The organism is Paenibacillus amylolyticus (assembly GCF_050990605.1).
GTDB lineage: Bacteria > Bacillota > Bacilli > Paenibacillales > Paenibacillaceae > Paenibacillus > Paenibacillus amylolyticus_H.
On record NZ_CP158832.1, the window covers coordinates 1,717,277 to 1,734,406 of the forward strand.

15 protein-coding genes are annotated in these 17,130 nt (G+C 45.9%); 13 read left to right on the forward strand and 2 right to left on the reverse strand.

All coding sequences use genetic code 11. From position 1 onward, the window contains the following. The first annotated feature begins 194 nt into the window (after window positions 1-194). Entirely contained in the window at window positions 195-584 is a 390-nt protein-coding gene (locus ABTV53_RS07930; RefSeq protein WP_076330250.1) for a hypothetical protein, read from the forward strand. A 6-nt stretch (window positions 585-590) separates the two neighbouring features. Here the strand turns inward: ABTV53_RS07930 and ABTV53_RS07935 are convergent, their stop codons facing one another. Then, window positions 591-1,034, reverse strand: a complete 444-nt coding sequence (locus tag ABTV53_RS07935; protein ID WP_433754118.1) for a GNAT family N-acetyltransferase — start codon at window positions 1,032-1,034, stop codon at window positions 591-593. A gap of 603 nt (window positions 1,035-1,637) precedes the next feature. On the opposite strand from ABTV53_RS07935, the gene ilvB reads away from it, so the two are divergent. The 4 genes from ilvB (at window position 1,638) to ABTV53_RS07955 (ending at window position 6,802) form a co-directional block, all read left to right on the forward strand. Continuing rightward, complete coding sequence (ilvB, locus tag ABTV53_RS07940) at window positions 1,638-3,389, forward strand: biosynthetic-type acetolactate synthase large subunit (protein WP_433752150.1); 1,752 nt, start codon at window positions 1,638-1,640, stop codon at window positions 3,387-3,389. Then, on the forward strand, window positions 3,386-3,868 hold the full coding sequence (gene ilvN, locus ABTV53_RS07945) for an acetolactate synthase small subunit (protein WP_024628317.1): 483 nt from the start codon (window positions 3,386-3,388) through the stop codon (window positions 3,866-3,868). The genes ilvB and ilvN overlap by 4 nt, the downstream gene beginning before the upstream one ends. A gap of 261 nt (window positions 3,869-4,129) precedes the next feature. Next, on the forward strand, window positions 4,130-5,122 hold the full coding sequence (gene ilvC, locus ABTV53_RS07950; protein WP_062833429.1) for a ketol-acid reductoisomerase: 993 nt from the start codon (window positions 4,130-4,132) through the stop codon (window positions 5,120-5,122). Window positions 5,123-5,260: 138 nt separating this feature from the next. Further along, window positions 5,261-6,802: a 2-isopropylmalate synthase gene (locus ABTV53_RS07955; RefSeq protein WP_433752151.1), complete on the forward strand. Its 1,542-nt coding sequence runs from the start codon at window positions 5,261-5,263 to the stop codon at window positions 6,800-6,802. A gap of 262 nt (window positions 6,803-7,064) precedes the next feature. Here ABTV53_RS07955 and ABTV53_RS07960 read toward each other — a convergent pair whose 3' ends face one another. Further along, window positions 7,065-8,045, reverse strand: coding sequence for an aldo/keto reductase (locus ABTV53_RS07960; RefSeq protein ID WP_433752153.1), 981 nt, complete (start codon window positions 8,043-8,045; stop codon window positions 7,065-7,067). A gap of 234 nt (window positions 8,046-8,279) precedes the next feature. On the opposite strand from ABTV53_RS07960, the gene leuB reads away from it, so the two are divergent. From leuB to ABTV53_RS08000, 8 genes are all read left to right on the forward strand, one after another. Then, window positions 8,280-9,365: a 3-isopropylmalate dehydrogenase gene (leuB, locus tag ABTV53_RS07965; protein ID WP_253432739.1), complete on the forward strand. Its 1,086-nt coding sequence runs from the start codon at window positions 8,280-8,282 to the stop codon at window positions 9,363-9,365. Between the two features lie 278 nt (window positions 9,366-9,643). Next, complete coding sequence (locus tag ABTV53_RS07970) at window positions 9,644-10,183, forward strand: peroxiredoxin (protein ID WP_036610146.1); 540 nt, start codon at window positions 9,644-9,646, stop codon at window positions 10,181-10,183. Between the two features lie 355 nt (window positions 10,184-10,538). Then, window positions 10,539-10,955, forward strand: coding sequence for a hypothetical protein (locus ABTV53_RS07975; protein ID WP_017689649.1), 417 nt, complete (start codon window positions 10,539-10,541; stop codon window positions 10,953-10,955). A gap of 450 nt (window positions 10,956-11,405) precedes the next feature. After that, window positions 11,406-12,512 (forward strand): ATP-binding protein, encoded by a 1,107-nt coding sequence (locus tag ABTV53_RS07980; RefSeq protein ID WP_433752156.1) that lies wholly within the window; start codon window positions 11,406-11,408, stop codon window positions 12,510-12,512. Window positions 12,513-12,633: 121 nt separating this feature from the next. Further along, window positions 12,634-13,599 (forward strand): AAA family ATPase, encoded by a 966-nt coding sequence (locus tag ABTV53_RS07985; RefSeq protein ID WP_433752157.1) that lies wholly within the window; start codon window positions 12,634-12,636, stop codon window positions 13,597-13,599. Between the two features lie 4 nt (window positions 13,600-13,603). After that, window positions 13,604-14,719 carry a DUF58 domain-containing protein gene (locus tag ABTV53_RS07990; protein WP_433752159.1) on the forward strand — a complete coding sequence of 372 codons (1,116 nt, stop codon included), beginning with the start codon at window positions 13,604-13,606 and terminating at the stop codon, window positions 14,717-14,719. After that, entirely contained in the window at window positions 14,716-16,029 is a 1,314-nt protein-coding gene (locus ABTV53_RS07995; RefSeq protein WP_433752161.1) for a DUF4129 domain-containing protein, read from the forward strand. Before ABTV53_RS07990 ends, ABTV53_RS07995 begins: the two co-directional genes overlap by 4 nt. Before the next feature lie 83 nt (window positions 16,030-16,112). Continuing rightward, window positions 16,113-17,069 carry an aldolase catalytic domain-containing protein gene (locus ABTV53_RS08000; RefSeq protein ID WP_339198382.1) on the forward strand — a complete coding sequence of 319 codons (957 nt, stop codon included), beginning with the start codon at window positions 16,113-16,115 and terminating at the stop codon, window positions 17,067-17,069. The last annotated feature ends 61 nt before the right edge of the window (window positions 17,070-17,130 follow it).

A 17,130-nucleotide genomic window follows, 5' to 3' on the forward strand; every position in this document is an offset into this window, starting at 1 on the left:
GCCAAAAGCTTGATAAAAGGGTCCGCCTTGTGCGGGCCTTTTTTTTGTTTTTTTTGAGGGTCTCCAATCCACTTTTTCACGTTTGTTTTGGTTCTCATGCAGATACCCATATTTTCAGGTAGGGACAAAGAAACAGGCGAATTCAGTGATGGACGAATACACTGTTTTGAACGATCGGAGGAGGAGGGGAAAGTATGAAACAACAAGTTACGCGTGATGAAGCGATGAAATTAATAGGCAAAAATATTGTTGCAATCAAAAAAGACGGCACTCGGGTTACGGGAAAGCTGTTGAAAGTATCAGGTAACAAATTGGTACTAAAACGTCTGAATGGCAAAAAAGTACGCACAAAAGCGATTCTGCCACTGGTATTGTTTGATCTGCTTGCTATTGCCACACTGCCTTATGCTTATGGCGGAGGTCCCGGCTTCGGTCCGGGTTACGGACCTGGACCAAAACCAGGCCCTGGATATGGTCCAGGCTACGGACCGGGATATGGACCTGGAGGACCTGGTGGCGGTTTTGGCCCGGGGCCTGGGTTCGGTCCTTATGGTCCGGGTCCACGTCCGCCAGGATTTTTCTAGGACATTCTATAATGTTTTTTCCAATTCGTAGCAGCGGCTGATCATGATGTATCGAATCGCGGAGTATCCATTTTTTTGATAAAACTGAAGCCCTTTGGTATTGCCTTCATCCACCATGACCTTCGATCTTTTACAACCCCGGGATGCCGCAAAGCTCTCTGCTTTGAGCAACAAAGATTGCCCGTAACGTTTGCGTTGCTCTTTTGGACTAACGGCCATCATATCGACATAGAGCAGTTCCCCATGCATGAGAAAATGGATGAATGCCACAGCAGTTTTATCCGGCTCCGGCGAGACAACAAAGGTCATGCCCCTGTTCATTCGCAGGGGTATTTCTTTGCGGATTTTATTAATTTCTTTTTCACTCATGTGAGAGAGGGGCACAAGTTGAGTGTCAATCAGCTTCATGATGGCGCCATCATCCAGCTTGGATGTGCGTTGCCGAATCACCATACGGAGCCTCCTTTCAGGACCAGTCGTGCTGCTCGTATATCCTATGCCTGAAGCAAGATAAAAGGTGACTGAATGAAGCGCTGGGATTAGGGCAGCCTTAAAGGTTGATGAGGGAGGAAGGAAGGCATTCTGAATTTTTATGCAAAACAGGTATTGACTTATCGGTTGGAGGAATCATATAATGTTCCTAACATTTAACGAGAATATTTCATCGGCTATGAAGAGGACGAAGTTTTAAGGGCTCTTTTGCTCAGAGAGTGGCTGGAATTGCTGAAACCACCACCATTATCCCTTATATACGAGCTCACCTCGGAGCTGTTTTCCTGAAAAGCACTGGATGTCACTCCTTTCGCGTATTAGGGAAAATCGTATGTCTGCGTTACAGACAACAGGTATGGGAAACGACTATGTTCGTTTGAGCTATTCGTTTTGTTGTACCTGGTAAGGTCCGTTATTGCGAAATTTCGGGCAAAGTTGGGTGGTACCACGGAAGCGATAACCTTTCGTCCCTCGCAAGCATGAACTTGTTTGCAGGGATGGAAGGTTTTTTTTGTAACTTTAAATGTCAGAATGGTGTAAATTTCGAGAGGAGGATGACTGATGGGAGCTCAAATTCCAGAAGTGCGGTCAACAGATGAATTGCGTGAAAAATGGATGAAGCCGGAGGTCATTAGCGGATCCGAAATTCTGCTGAGAAGTTTGTTACTTGAAGGTGTCGAGTGCGTATTTGGTTACCCTGGCGGCGCAGTGTTGTACATTTACGATGCGATGTATGGTTTCGAAGATTTCAAACACGTTCTCACTCGTCACGAACAAGGTGCAATACATGCAGCTGACGGATATGCACGTGCAAGCGGCAAAGTTGGTGTCTGCATCGCTACTTCCGGACCAGGAGCAACGAATCTGGTTACGGGTATTGCAACAGCGTATATGGATTCAGTACCACTCGTAGTCATTACGGGGAACGTTATTTCGAGCCTGATCGGTTCAGATGCTTTCCAGGAAGCGGATATTACCGGGATTACAATGCCAATCACTAAACACAGTTATTTGGTGAAAGATGTAAAAGATCTGTCCAGCGTAATTCATGAAGCATTCCATATTGCCAATACTGGTCGTAAAGGTCCTGTACTGATCGACATCCCGAAAGACGTATCAGCGAACAAAACATTGTTTGAACCAACAACCGAACCTGTTATATTGAGAGGGTACAATCCACGGACAGTACCAAACAAACTGCAGGTGGACCGTTTGGCCCAAGCCATTCAGGAAGCAGAGCGTCCAATGATTCTCGCTGGTGGCGGTGTGGTATACTCGGGAGGACATGAAGAACTGTTCGAGTTTGTTGAGAAGACAGGCATTCCAATTACGACCACTCTTCTTGGTCTAGGTGCATTCCCAAGCGGTCATGAATTATGGACGGGTATGCCAGGTATGCATGGAACGTACACTTCCAATCAGGCTATTCAAAAAGCAGACCTGCTGATTAATATCGGCGCACGATTCGATGATCGGGTAACAGGCAAGCTGGATGGATTCGCTCCACATGCCAAGATCGTTCACATCGATATTGATCCGGCTGAGATTGGTAAAAACATTGCAACCGATATTCCAATCGTTGGTGATGTGAAGACCGTACTGGAAATAGCCAACAAAGAAGTTGGACGTGCCGAACGTGCAGATGCATGGAGAGACCAGATCAAACAGTGGAAACAAGAGAAGCCTTACAGCTATACGGATTCAGACGAAGTGCTGAAACCCCAGTGGGTTGTTGAAATGCTAAATGATACAACCAAAGGTGAAGCGATTGTAACTACGGATGTGGGACAACATCAGATGTGGGCAGCACAATATTACAAATTTAATCAACCGCGTTCATGGGTAACTTCGGGTGGTCTCGGAACCATGGGCTTTGGATTCCCTTCTGCCATAGGTGCTCAGATGGCCAATCCGGACAGACTCGTTATCTCGATTAATGGTGACGGCGGAATGCAGATGTGTTCCCAAGAACTCGCGATCTGTGCCATTAACAATATACCGGTTAAAATTGTAATCATTAACAATCAGGTGCTCGGAATGGTCCGCCAATGGCAGGAGATCATCTATGAGAACCGTTACAGCCATATTGATCTGGCAGGAAGTCCGGATTTTGTAAAACTGGCTGAAGCTTATGGCGTAAAAGGTTTGCGTGCAACCAACAAGGAAGAAGCCGAGCGTGCTTGGCAGGAAGCCTTGGATACACCAGGACCGGTCGTTGTCGAATTCGTAGTACGCAAGGAAGAAAATGTATATCCAATGGTTCCGCAAGGAGCGACAATTGATCAAATGCTGATGGGGGATGCTGACGAATGATAAGACATACGATCTCGATACTGGTAAACGATCAGCCTGGCGTCCTTCAGCGGGTATCAGGGTTGTTCGGTCGACGCGGATTTAACATTGAGAGTATTACAGTAGGTCAATCGGAAGAACCTGGACTTTCCCGGATGGTTATTGTCACCATTGGTGACGATAAAACACTTGAGCAGATTGAGAAACAATTATACAAAATCATCGATGTTATTAAAGTGGTTGATTTCAGCCTGAAACCGATGGTAGCCCGTGAACTTGCCCTGATCAAAGTGAAAGCAGAGCCTTCCGAGCGTCCTGAAATTCTGGGTGTGGTCGAAACTTTCCGCGCATCCGTTGTAGATGTTGGTCCAGGCAGCCTGATTGTGCAGGTAGTCGGAGATACGGACAAAATCGATGCGATGATTGAATTGCTCAAGCCATATGGCATTCGCGAATTGTCCCGTACTGGCATAACTGCATTGGTACGCGGCAACGTATAAAGCTATAATGAATGAAGAGGGACGACGGTTAGCTAACATATACAGTTGATCTTATATGAGTGTCAGTCCCTTAACAGTTGTAATTTAACATTTTAGTGATGTAACGCTTGAAAATATAGCTACATTCCCGCATTAATGGGCGGGTGTCTGAACGGATCGGATCAGACCAGAGATGCATTTGACACTCCAAGCGAGTCGGTCCCTTGAGACACCCGCTCATTAATGAAGGGTTCTTTACAATACAAAGGAGGACTTATAAACATGCCAGTAACTACTTATTATGAACAGGATGCAGAGCTTAACGTATTGAAAGGAAAAACGATCGCGGTAATCGGTTATGGTAGCCAGGGCCACGCCCAAGCTCAAAACCTTCGTGATAGCGGATTGAACGTAGTCATCGGACTTCGTGAAGGTAAATCCTTCGACACAGCAAAAAATGACGGATTTGAAGTTCTGTCCCCGGCTGAAGCAACAAGCCGCGCAGATGTAGTTCAAATCTTGCTTCCTGACGAAACTCAAGCGTCTGTATACAAAAACGAAATCGAACCAAACCTCAAAGAAGGCGCTGCATTGCTCTTCTCCCACGGTTTCAACGTTCATTTTGGTCAAATCGTTGCTCCAAAAAACAGCGATGTATTGCTGGTAGCTCCAAAGTCCCCTGGTCACATGGTACGTCGTACTTATGTGGAAGGTTTTGGTGTACCGGGCCTGATCGCGATCGAGCAAGATGCAACGGGTAAAGCTAAAGAAATCGGTTTGGCTTATGCTAAAGGTATCGGTTGTACACGCGCAGGGGTTATCGAAACTTCCTTCCGTGAAGAAACAGAAACAGATTTGTTCGGTGAGCAAGCTGTTCTGTGTGGTGGCGTAAGTGCATTGGTAAAAGCTGGATTTGAAACATTGACAGAAGCGGGTTACGCTCCTGAAATGGCATACTTCGAATGTCTGCACGAACTGAAGCTGATCGTTGACATGATGTATGAAGGCGGACTTGCAAGTATGCGTGATTCCATCAGTAACACAGCTGAGTACGGTGACTATGTAACTGGACCTCGCGTGGTAACTGAAGATACGAAGAAAGCAATGAAAGAAGTGCTGACGGATATCCAACAAGGTAAATTCGCACGCGACTTCATTCTGGAGAACCAATCCGGCCGTGCATTCTTGACAGCAACTCGTCGTAACGAAGCTGAACACCCAATCGAAGTGGTGGGCGGACAATTGCGTGAGATGATGCACTGGATCAAGAAGTAAGCATTAACTTCTAGAACATGCACATTAAGGGATTCAAGTAAACTTAGAGCTTTAACTTGGAATAGCGGCCGTGCTTATGCGTGAGCCGCTATTGCTGGTTCAGAGAAACATATCATACAAGTACAGGAGGTGCGAAGCGTGCGTAAAATCTATGTATTTGACACAACGCTGCGTGATGGAGAGCAATCCCCGGGAGTCAATCTGAACACTCGTGAAAAGGTAGAAATTGCCCATCAGCTCGAGCGGCTTGGCATTGACCGGATGGAAGCGGGTTTCCCGGCGGCATCTCCAGGTGATCTGGCAGCTGTCAATGCAGTAGCAAATGCGGTCAAAAATGTGACTGTAATTGGCTTGTCCCGTTCCAGAGAGCAAGACATTGATGCGGTTAAGGAAGCACTTAAAGGTGCGCAGGACCCGTGCATTCACGTTTTTCTGGCAACTTCGCCTATTCACCGCCAACATAAATTGCGCATGGACAAAGCGCAGGTACTGGATACAGCTCGTTCCGCGATTCGTTATGCCAAGAAAACATTCTCGAAGATTGAATTCTCACTTGAGGATGCAGGTCGTACCGAGTATGATTTCCTCGTGGAAATGGTAAATATGGCTGTTGAAGAAGGTGCAGCCGTCGTGAATATTCCGGATACGGTTGGCTACCTGAGCCCATATGAATACGGAAACATTTTCAAACATCTCAAGGAAAATGTGCACGGTATTGAAAAGGTACAACTGAGTGCACACTGTCATAATGACTTGGGTATGGCGACGGCCAATACACTTGCAGCCATTCTCAACGGAGCCGATCAGATCGAAGGTACGATCAATGGCATTGGTGAACGTGCCGGGAACACGGCGATCGAGGAAATTGCCATGGCGCTGGAGACACGTCAGGAATTTTTCCAGGCGAAAACATCGCTGCAGTTGTCTGAGATTGCACGGACCAGTCGTTTGGTTAGCCGTTTGACAGGTATGGTTGTGCCTGGAAACAAAGCCATTGTTGGGGCAAACGCCTTCGCACATGAATCAGGAATTCATCAGGATGGCATGCTGAAGGAAAAAACAACGTATGAGATTATGACTCCAGGGTCCATCGGTCTGAAAGAAAGCAAACTTGTACTGGGTAAACATTCCGGTCGGCATGCCTTCCGTGAACGGTTGATTGATCTGGGATATGAGCTGGAAGAAGAAGCTTTGAATCGGGCTTTCGCCCAGTTCAAAGAACTGGCTGACAAGAAGAAAGAGGTGACTGACGAAGATCTGCTTGCCGTAATTGAAGAGAAATTGCAGGATGCACCTGAGGTGTATAAACTGGAATCGATCTTTGTTACGTACGGAGATGAATCAGTACCAACGGCCAAAGTCCGCATTGCGACAATTGACGGGGATACGATTGAGAAGCAAGCAGAGGGTAACGGATCGGTAGATGCAATCTACAATGCGATTGACCAAGTGAGTGGGGAAGACGTAACGTTGTCTGACTACTCCATCAAATCGGTAACACATGGTAAGGATGCATTGGGTGAAGTACATGTTGTGCTGACTCAGAATCAGGTTTCGGTACAAGGACGTGGTGTAAGCACAGATATATTGGGTGCAAGTGCACGTGCCTATGTAGACGGTCTGAATCAATTGATTGAGAAGCGTAAAACATATACAAACCGTGTAAACGTTAACCTGTAAGTTCATGTTAAGCAAGCATGAATCCTTCATTGAACTGTATTTTAAGCTGGAACGCATGTAAACTGCCGGGATGATCTATCTTATTCTTAATGGATACAGGAGATCTTTCGGCGGCCTGCTTTGCTCCTTTCAATGAGGTACATAAAGAGTCTGACTCTCTTATGGAGGGTCAGACTCTTTTGTTTGTATTTATATAATTATGGCAGTGAAACAGAGTATATTTTCTACGGTAACCTATTGCATTGGCTACGCTATCAAGCTATTACCACGCGTATGCATTAGGTGCATGTCCACCTGGACCCGGGAAAATCTCATCCAGACGTTTGAGCACGGCTTCATCCAAAGTCACGTCCAAGCATTTGAGTGCGGTCTCAAACTGCTCCAGCGTGCGCGGTCCGATAATCGGTGCGGTCACTGCTGGATTGGCTGCAACCCATGATAAAGCCACCGTATCCTGCGGTTCACCGAGATCACGACACAGTGCGGCAAAGTCTTCAAGCTGAGTTTGCTGCTGCTCGATCCTTCCAGCGATGCCTCCGCTGCGTGTTCCTTCCAGCTTCTGCAGAGCGTTTCGTCCCAGTAATCCACCATCCAGTGGGCTCCATGGAATGACGCCGAGGCCCAGCTCTTTGGCAGCGGGCAGTACTTCCAACTCAGGTAAACGACAGTTTAGGCTGTATTTATGTTGTTCGGAAACCAGGCCGAGGAAATGACGATTCTTGGCTTCGCTTTGAGCAATTGCAATCTGCCATGCAGCAAAGTTACTCGAACCTACATAACCGATCTTACCCTGATGAACGGCATTCTCAAATGCGCCCCACAGTTCGTTCCATGATACGGCAGGGTCCACATGGTGCATCTGGTACAACTCGATATGATCGGTCTGTAAGCGGCGGAGGGAACCCTCCAGATGCCGTCTGATTTTGTAGGCAGAGAGGCCAGCTTCGTTATTGGGGCCATCTGTATCATCATGCATGGAGCCATAGACTTTGGTGGCTAGAACCACTTTCTCGCGTCGACCACCACCCTGGTTGAACCAACGTCCGATAATTTCTTCGGTAAGACCCGAATTTTCACCCCAACCGTAGATGTTAGCGGTATCAAAAAAGTTCACGCCTGCATCGAGGGCTGTGTCCATAATGCGGAAAGCTTCTTTTTCATCTGTAGCAGGCCCGAAATTCATGGTACCAAGACAGATTCGACTGACCTTGAGGCCTGATTTACCCAAATACGAATATTGCATGTTGCTTATCCCTCCTGCGTACCTGATTTGAATTCAGCTATATTTTACCCTACTGGGAGGGTCGGGAACAACTTGTCAAAGTTAATCTCTATTGGCTTATAGGTAAAATCTATTAAAGTCATAGATTGTATATCTTGGTCAAATGACCTTGGAATATGATACAAAAGAGAGAGTTAATATGAGACGTTACTTTATGAAGAATTAATGAATGAAATATAAGGAGTGGACAACCCAATGGCAGACGTGAAAAAAATTGCAGTTATTGCAGGTGACGGAATCGGCCCTGAAGTCGTAGCTGAGGCTGAGAAAGTTCTTAAACGTACGGAGGAAGTATTCGGTTATCGTTTTGAGACAGAGCATGCGTTGTTTGGCGGAATCGCGATTGATGAGAAGGGTACACCTCTTCCTGAAGAAACACTGAGCGTATGTAAAAGTGCAGATGCAGTCCTGCTTGGAGCGGTTGGCGGTCCTAAATGGGATAACAACAGCAAGGAGCTTCGTCCGGAAACAGGCCTGCTGGGTATTCGCAAAGCACTCGGATTGTTCTCCAACCTGCGTCCGGCTGTCGTATTTGATTGCTTGAAGGATGCCTCAACGTTGAAGCCGGAAGTACTTGAAGGTACAGATCTGATGGTGGTACGTGAATTGACAGGTGGTATCTACTTCGGAGAGAAGTTCAGACGTGAAAGTGCACAGGGTGAAGAGGCAGTAGATACTTGTGCATATAATGTAACAGAAGTGGAGCGGATCGTTCGTCAGGCATTCGAAATTGCGCAAGGACGTCGCAAAAAGCTGGCTTCTGTAGACAAAGCCAACGTATTGGAAACTTCCCGTCTCTGGCGTGAAGTTGTGAATCGGGTAGCACCGGATTATCCGGATGTTGAACTGGAGCATGTACTTGTAGACAACTGCGCGATGCAATTGCTTCGTCGTCCAGCCAGCTTCGATGTCATCGTAACGGAAAACATGTTCGGAGATATCTTGAGTGATGAAGCAGCGATGTTGACAGGTTCCATCGGTATGCTCGCATCTGCATCACTGGGAGAGGGCAGCTTCGGGCTCTATGAGCCGGTACACGGTTCTGCGCCGGATATCGCAGGTCAAGGCCTTGCTAACCCGATTGCAACCATTCTCTCTCTGGCGTTGATGTTCCGCACAACCTTTGGTTATGCAGAGGGTGCAGATGCCATTGAAGCAGCTGTGTCGGATGTATTGAACGCAGGACACCGCACAAGTGATATTGCTGTAGACAAGAGCACAGCGATCAGCACAACCGAAATGGGCGATTTGATCGTAGCGGCTATTCAGAAACAAGCGTAATTATATTCCCACCAACATGGCAGCCCTTTGTTTCCAGTTATGGAATGTACAGAGGGCTGTTCCTTTATGATTTTTGGCACGAAAAATCCTTATTTATAATTATTATAAAAAAATAATGTTTATAATCTTGACTTTGGCAAGTCCGGATGATAACATTTTACTTGTACTTGTTATCAAGTATCAAATTATTTTAATTACAGGAAAAGCGTTCGCGTTTTTCTTGATGATGAGCAATCCATATGGATGCTTACATAATCCCAAAGGAGGAATTTTTAGTTATGGCAGAACGTTTGGTTGGTAGACCAGCACCGGATTTCGCAATGGAAACAGTATCGGGAGACGGACAAGATTTCGGTTCCGTTAAACTGTCCGATTATCGTGGCAAATGGCTTGTATTCTTCTTTTATCCTTTGGACTTCACATTTGTGTGCCCAACTGAAATTACAGCTTTGAGCGTTGCTTCCGAGCAATTCAAAGCTTTGGATACAGAAATCCTTGGCGTGAGCGTAGACTCCGTACACAGCCACAAAGCATGGATCAACACACCTGTAGACAGTAATGGTCTGGGTCAATTGAACTTCCCGCTGGCTTCTGACATCACGAAGCAAGTGGCTAAAGATTACGGCGTTCTGATCGAAGAAGAAGGCGTAGCATTGCGCGGCCTGTTCATCATCGATCCAGAAGGCGAATTGAAATATCAAGTGGTTAACCACAACGATGTAGGCCGTAGTGTTGAAGAAACACTTCGCGTACTGCAAGCACTGCAATCCGGCGGATTGTGTGCAATGAACTGGAAACCAGGTGACACTAACCTGTAAGCCAGGTTAACTTGAACGGTTTTTGTTCAAGCCCTCATCCCGTTAGGGATTGAGGGCTTTTTGCACCCTTTGCGGGAAGTTATCACGAAGTTAATCAAAAGTGTTTGAACAAGCAGCTAAGCGTGTTAATAATATATTAGAAGAAAGTCTTCTTTTTATCTGTTGAAAGAGGAATTGATGGCCTTCAAGGCGAATAGGGTATGGAAACCCGGTAAATATTCCGGTGCTCTGCATTTATAATCTGTACATGAATGTGATACACTGATGGAACTATTCCTTTTAGGAAGTGCTGGAAGTGTACGGGATGACATTTTAACAAAAAAGTCCCGGCACGTAATAAGGAGGGTGAACAAAAATGAGTTACTGTTGTGGGGCAAGTATGGTTGGGACGAAGGGCACGCTGAAGCATTACCGCACCCAGGTTCATAATGTTCCCCTGCTGTTTTGCCCGGTGTGTCATCGGGTTGAGGTGCATTATAAAGTGGAAAATGAATATGAAATTCTGGCTGAATATGCGCATGGAGACGGTGCATCTGAGATCGACTTTCAAGATTATGTTACAGAAGATGAGGATGCGATTTTCGAAAACTGTGTAAACCGTGAGAGCGAGGATGCCATGGTCATTGTGCAGCGCCAGATTGATATGGCTCTGGATTTGCTCAGGCTTGCGAAGGAAACAAAAGACGAGAAATGGGAAAGCGAACTTAAACGTCGATTAGCTGTGATGAGTCAGCGCAGACTGAAAATTCAGCATAATAAGACCGGACTATAGATGATCTTGGATATATCACAAAATAAAGATATTAAAAACGAAGCTGATTTGCCTTTTGGGTGAAACGGCTTCGTTTTTGTGCTGTATTCTGGAACTAATTCGAGGTTTTTTTTTAAAAAATTTCCATTCGACACTTTCTCCGATTGACTCTCTTCTATAAACTTGTCTATGATAAAAACAGACTTGCAAAAGAGGCGGAGCAAAAAATGTTCGTGTTTGGGAATAGGAGAAGGTCAGAATGGGACAAATGTATATGATTTTCCGGATCAACTGTTGGTTACCGGGAAGAATAGACCAGCTTAAGTTCCGGACATGCCATCCATATTTTCGGCTCAGCCCCCCAACGAAAGGGCACCGGTAATGAAAAATAAAATCGGCCCTTCCTGTTTCTGTGATGATATGATGTCCGAATGGCAAGTTTATCATTTACGTGAAAAGGAGGAACCTGACATGATTAGTGAATTTCAGGATACAGTGCCTCAACCAACGGATGGATTCCCGCCTGTGCATCTGGATAACAACAAGTACGAAAATGTACTGGAACATCTGGATAGCGGTATTATGTTGTTTGACAGTCACGGTGTATTGACGTTTATTAACGTTCAGATGGCAAAGTTGTTGGAGCTTCCAAGAAGTCTGTTGAGCGGCTGCACCCTGATGCAAATGCTGCATCATCCGCAGATGAGCCGATTCAAGAAAAAGAAAATATTACGTATTTATCGGGAAACCATCTTTCATCGTAAGCGCTATCATGAATTGATTGATGAATATGGAAGGCATTGGCTGGTTACTGTGACGTATGGTGATCAGATGGATGGCGATTTTTTGTTCAGCGTCAAAGATGTATCTGATTATAAACAAATTGAACAGACCGCTTATCAAAATGACAAACTTGCGATGCTGGGGCGGATTTCAGCATCTATTGCTCATGAAATTCGTAACCCTTTGACTGCAATCCGTGGGTTCATCCAATTGCTCAGACCCCATTTGTTGCAGCTCGGCAAAGACGAGTATGCTCGGATCATACTGACGGAGATTGACCGGGCGAACGACATCATCTACGAATTTTTGAATTCTTCCAAACCGTCAGCACCACAGAAGACCGTGATGTCCGTCAACTCTTTGCTCAAAGAGGTGGTCTTGCTGACAGAAAGCGAAGGTTTGATGAAGGGGTGCGAGATCACACTGGATGAAGGGGATATCCCGCTGAATGTATCCATTGATGTCAAACAGATTAAGCAGGTTATTTTGAATATGGTGAAAAACGCAATGGATGCCATTGAGGAAGTCGGCGAAGAACATACCGGTCTAATTCGAATATCTACGGCCACGGAAAACAAGTTTGTACAGATCTCCATCATGGATAATGGTCATGGAATGGACCATAACACGCTTGTACGTCTGTTTGATCCATTCTTCACGACCAAGGAGAGCGGAACAGGGCTTGGGCTCTCGGTGAGTTACCGCATTATCAAGAATCATGGAGGTACCATCTCTGTGGATAGCAAAAAAGGAGAAGGTACGCGGTTTATGATTATGTTACCCTTGGTATTTTGAGAAGAGTGGGGAGTCAAGGAGTCGGGCATTTGCCGACTCCTTTGTTTTATGTTGCCAATAAGGGTTATAGTTAGTAATGAATGCGAATACATAAGCTCCATAACGGAAGGATGAGATGCAGATGGAAATCCAAGGAATGGAACGAATGAATCAACAATTGATGGATCATGTGGGCAAAGTGATTGTGGGAAAAGAACATACTATAGAACTGGTGATGACAGCGATCATAGCTTCAGGACATGTGCTGCTGGAAGATGTACCGGGTACCGGGAAAACGATGCTTGCCAAATCGGTAGCTTCTTCATTGGACTGCACATTTCAACGGATACAGTTTACACCGGACTTGTTGCCCTCTGACTTAACAGGGATACATTTTTTTAATCAAAAAGAAGGTGATTTTGAATTCAGACCGGGGCCTTTGTTCGCCAATCTTGTACTTGCTGATGAGATTAACCGGGCTACACCACGTACGCAATCAAGCTTGCTGGAGTGCATGGAAGAGCGCCAGATCAGTATCGATGGCTCAACTAGACAGTTGGAACGGCCATTTATCGTTATCGCCACCCAGAACCCTGTAGATAACCAGGGAACTTTTCCGCTACCTGAAGCACAGATGGATCGCTTTATGATGAAGATTCGCATGGGTTATCCAAGCAGTGAAGAGAGTGTAGAAATTCTGAGACGTACGGTAGCCAGTCGTTCTGTTGATGATCTCTCGGCAGTGATCAGTCGTGAAGAACTTTTGAAGGCGCAGGATACGTATAAAACCGTGCAAATCAACGAAGATTTGCTACGATATATCATTAAGTTAACCGAAGCGACAAGGCAACATCCCGAGCTCTCGCTTGGCGTAAGTCCACGAGGGGCTCAGGCATTACTCAAGGCAAGTCAGGCCTGGGCTGCGCTGCATGGCAGAGACTTTGTTTTGCCAGATGATATTAAAGTTCTGGCGGAACCTGTACTGGCCCACCGACTGGTATTCCGTAACCGGATTAGACAACAAGAGGGCTTGGCCGAGCGTATCATCCAGGAACTTCTGAATCAGACAGAAGTGCCTACGGAGAATCTCGCTGCAAGCGGGCGTTAATCTTATGGCATTATTATGGCTTGTCCTTGTTGGAGGCATTGTCGTTGTTATACATGGTGTGTGGTTTGGACGACCTGCACTGCGAAAACTCAAGTACAACAGACAATTCAGCAAGCTGCGTTGTTACGCTGGAGATGAACTTGAGATGGTGGAGACGATATCGAATGAGAAACGAGTCTCCGTACCGTGGCTCAGACTTGAATCGATGATGCCAGTGTCGTTTGTATTTCGTTCCGGTTCGGGTATGGATATTAGTCAAGGTGAGATCTATCAAAACCATAAGAGTATTTTTACGTTGAAACCGTTTACTCGTATTACGCGCAAGCATCCTTTTGTATGTACTCAGCGTGGGATTTATCCATTAAATACAGCAACGATGACAGGTGGGGATCTCTTTGGCGTGTGGCGTTCCACCAAACCGATTCCTATGCAAATGTCTATGGTTGTGTATCCTTCATTAGTGAATGCAGAGGATCTTCCTGCAATTTATCAGGTATGGCAGGGAGAAGTGGAAGTATCACGATGGATCGTTGAAGATCCTTTCTTGATTCTGGGTGTTCGGCCTTATGGTGCAGGCGACCCCATGAATCGTATTCACTGGAAAGCGAGTGCACGTACAGGTGAATTACAAGTCTACAAACAGGGATGGACAGCTGATCCGCAGTCCTGGATTGTAGTCAACATTCAGGAATCTGCAGATATGTGGAGTGTAGTCACTCGACCGGAAAAGATTGAACGTGCACTCCGTTATGCTGCCACGGCTGCCGTGGATGCCATCGGTAGAGGGTTGCCGGCAGGATTCGCCCATAATGGTTATCATGTGGGTGGAGGCCGAGACACACTTCGGATTGAGCCGGATTATGGCACGCCCCATCTGGAACGGTTACTTGAAGCTATGGCGGAGACAGAGTTGAAATGCATGGTGCCTATGGAGCAATTCCTGAATGATGAAGTACGTTTGAATGAAGAAGCACAGCAAATCCGCAGCTATCTGCTGATTACATCCTATGTATCTGCCGCTATGGAGCATGAGATTGCACGTCTGCACGAACAAGGACATCGTGTGACGATTCTCCCGGTAGAGGACGTTAAGGGGAATACAAAGGCGGTGAGTGCATGAGAAACAGACAGGAAGCGACGACAAAGGGACTCATAGCGATGCTTGCCGTCTTGATGGCTGGCATATATCTATTTCCGATATTTACGCTCACATCATTCTACGCAATGGAACATTTGCCGTACACATTATTCATCCTGGTTGTTCTCGTAGGTGGGTTGGGACAATTCATCCAGCATAAAATTCCAGGTTTTAGCGAGAAAAGTACATTCATTCGTGGACTAACGGCACTCGTCTTAGGACTTCTCTTTGCATTCGTTGTTGGGATGAGCCTCATCCTCCCGTTGCCGGATATCATCACATTGCTACAGTGTGGAGTCATCTCGGCTTATGCAGGTCTGACCTTCCAGCCAGTCTTTCATTCTGTGTTGTTATGGCGCTTGCAGATTATGGGTGTAATCAGTGCGATCGTGCTGATGATTGCTTCGAATTCGTTGGAGTTTATGCAGCCGATACGAACCTATACCACATGGATCTATATTGCGGGAGTGATCAGCTTTACTTTTTGGCTGGTTGGACGATATATGCTGCAATTGGATCAGGCAATGCTTAATGACGGCAAGAGAAGATTGGTATTACGAGATTTTGCACGTGCGAATCATCAGCGATTCATGTGGATGTTTGTTGTCATCGTCGCGATTGGTGCTTTCCCAAGTTTGGCTGCCTGGCTGGGGCCGCTACGTGACCGCTTGCTTGCATGGATCAGGGGATGGTTTGGTCCGATTTCCGGCGAGGAGCCACGATTACCAATGGACAATCCCAATCAGCCGCTAAATATACCGAATGATTGGAGAGAGCCGCCATCCGAGCCCTCAGTCTTCTGGAACATTCTGGGGTGGGTAGTGATGTGTGCTGTAGCAGGAGCAATCCTGTGGCTGCTTCTGAGGTTGGGACAAAAAACGATAAACAGACTTATGGAACGATTCAAAGGGATGTTACAACCAGGTGACAAAAAGGCAGAACCACGGACGGAGTATATCGATGTCAGTGAGACGCTTGATGCGCCAGCAAAAGTTAAAAAGAATTGGTTTCGGAAGAAAGAAGTGATACCTGCACAGGATGTTGAACGTGTTCGGTATTACTATCGGACTTGGATTGACAGAGCTGCTCATCGAGGAGTGGGAGTACAGGGGACACACACTCCACTTGAGGCTGCCCAGACCATTATTCAGAATGGTGTGAAGTTAGAAGAAGATGAGCTGTCTGTGAGACTGCCAGACACGTATAACAGCGTACGGTATGGAGGAAAGGCTCCAGATCATTCCGATATGGTTGAGATTGACCGAATCTGGAAATCTTATCGAAGTAAATAAGTCCGGAATCCCTTTACTTTTCTTGTCACGTTCAAGTATCATGAGAGGAATACACAAGTTGGTCAGAAAAGGAGCAGACATTAATGAAGACAAATCATTGCAAAATTGTAGATTGTACGATCCGTGATGGCGGATTGGTGAATAATTGGGACTTTAGCGTGGACTTTGTTCAACAGCTTTATGCTGGATTGAATGAAGCTGGCGTTGATTATATGGAAATTGGATATAAGAACTCTCCGAAGTTGCTTAAAGGTGCCGAGGAAGCAGGTCCATGGCGTTTTCTGAATGATGATTTCCTGCGTAAAGTTATTCCACAAAAAGGCAATACCAAACTGTCTGCACTGGTTGACGTTGGACGTGTGGACGAAAATGATATCTTGCCTCGCAGTGAGAGCATGCTGGATCTGATCCGGGTTGCCTGCTACAGCAAAGATGTGGACAAGGCACTTGCACTGGTTCAAACATTCCATGATCGTGGATATGAAACTACACTGAATATTATGGCACTCTCCAATGTTATGGAGAATGAATTGCTGGAAGCATTTGAATTGATCAAAGAAAGCACTGTGGATGTTGTCTACATTGTAGATTCTTACGGTAGCCTGGACCATAATGACGTGAAATATCTGGTAGAGAAGTTCAAGACTCACTTGCCTAACAAGCGTCTTGGTGTTCACACACATAATAATATGCAACTTGCGTTTTCTAATACATTGGTTGCGGCAGAACTTGGCGTTGAGCTGCTTGATGCTTCTGTGTATGGTATGGGCCGTGCGGCAGGAAACTGTCCAACCGAATTGCTTGTGGCTCATCTCAAAGGAACGAAATACAATCTGCGTCCAGTACTTGGTGTATTGGAACAGTTGATGGTTCCACTGAGAGAAAAAGAAGAATGGGGTTACATTCTGCCTTACATGATTACAGGTGCGTTGGACGAGCATCCACGTTCAGCGATGGCGATTCGTTCATCGGAAGACAAGGATAAGGTTGTTGATTTCTATGATAAATTAACAACACCAGAAGTGAATTTTGATAAGTAATATAGTCTGAAATACAGTTGCAAATTAGGAAAACATGGACTCTAACTGGAGATCCATGTTT

Bases quoted from the DNA above. Each gene is read 5' to 3' on its own strand.
- ABTV53_RS07930 (WP_076330250.1), top strand. From the start codon at position 195: ATGAAACAACAAGTTACGCGTGATGAAGCGATGAAATTAATAGGCAAA.
- ilvB (WP_433752150.1), top strand. From the start codon at position 1,638: ATGGGAGCTCAAATTCCAGAAGTGCGGTCAACAGATGAATTGCGTGAA.
- ilvN (WP_024628317.1), top strand. From the start codon at position 3,386: ATGATAAGACATACGATCTCGATACTGGTAAACGATCAGCCTGGCGTC.
- ilvC (WP_062833429.1), top strand. From the start codon at position 4,130: ATGCCAGTAACTACTTATTATGAACAGGATGCAGAGCTTAACGTATTG.
- ABTV53_RS07960 (WP_433752153.1), bottom strand. From the start codon at position 8,045: ATGCAATATTCGTATTTGGGTAAATCAGGCCTCAAGGTCAGTCGAATC.
- leuB (WP_253432739.1), top strand. From the start codon at position 8,280: ATGGCAGACGTGAAAAAAATTGCAGTTATTGCAGGTGACGGAATCGGC.
- ABTV53_RS07970 (WP_036610146.1), top strand. From the start codon at position 9,644: ATGGCAGAACGTTTGGTTGGTAGACCAGCACCGGATTTCGCAATGGAA.
- ABTV53_RS07975 (WP_017689649.1), top strand. From the start codon at position 10,539: ATGAGTTACTGTTGTGGGGCAAGTATGGTTGGGACGAAGGGCACGCTG.
- ABTV53_RS07980 (WP_433752156.1), top strand. From the start codon at position 11,406: ATGATTAGTGAATTTCAGGATACAGTGCCTCAACCAACGGATGGATTC.
- ABTV53_RS07985 (WP_433752157.1), top strand. From the start codon at position 12,634: ATGGAAATCCAAGGAATGGAACGAATGAATCAACAATTGATGGATCAT.
- ABTV53_RS07990 (WP_433752159.1), top strand. From the start codon at position 13,604: ATGGCATTATTATGGCTTGTCCTTGTTGGAGGCATTGTCGTTGTTATA.
- ABTV53_RS07995 (WP_433752161.1), top strand. From the start codon at position 14,716: ATGAGAAACAGACAGGAAGCGACGACAAAGGGACTCATAGCGATGCTT.
- ABTV53_RS08000 (WP_339198382.1), top strand. From the start codon at position 16,113: ATGAAGACAAATCATTGCAAAATTGTAGATTGTACGATCCGTGATGGC.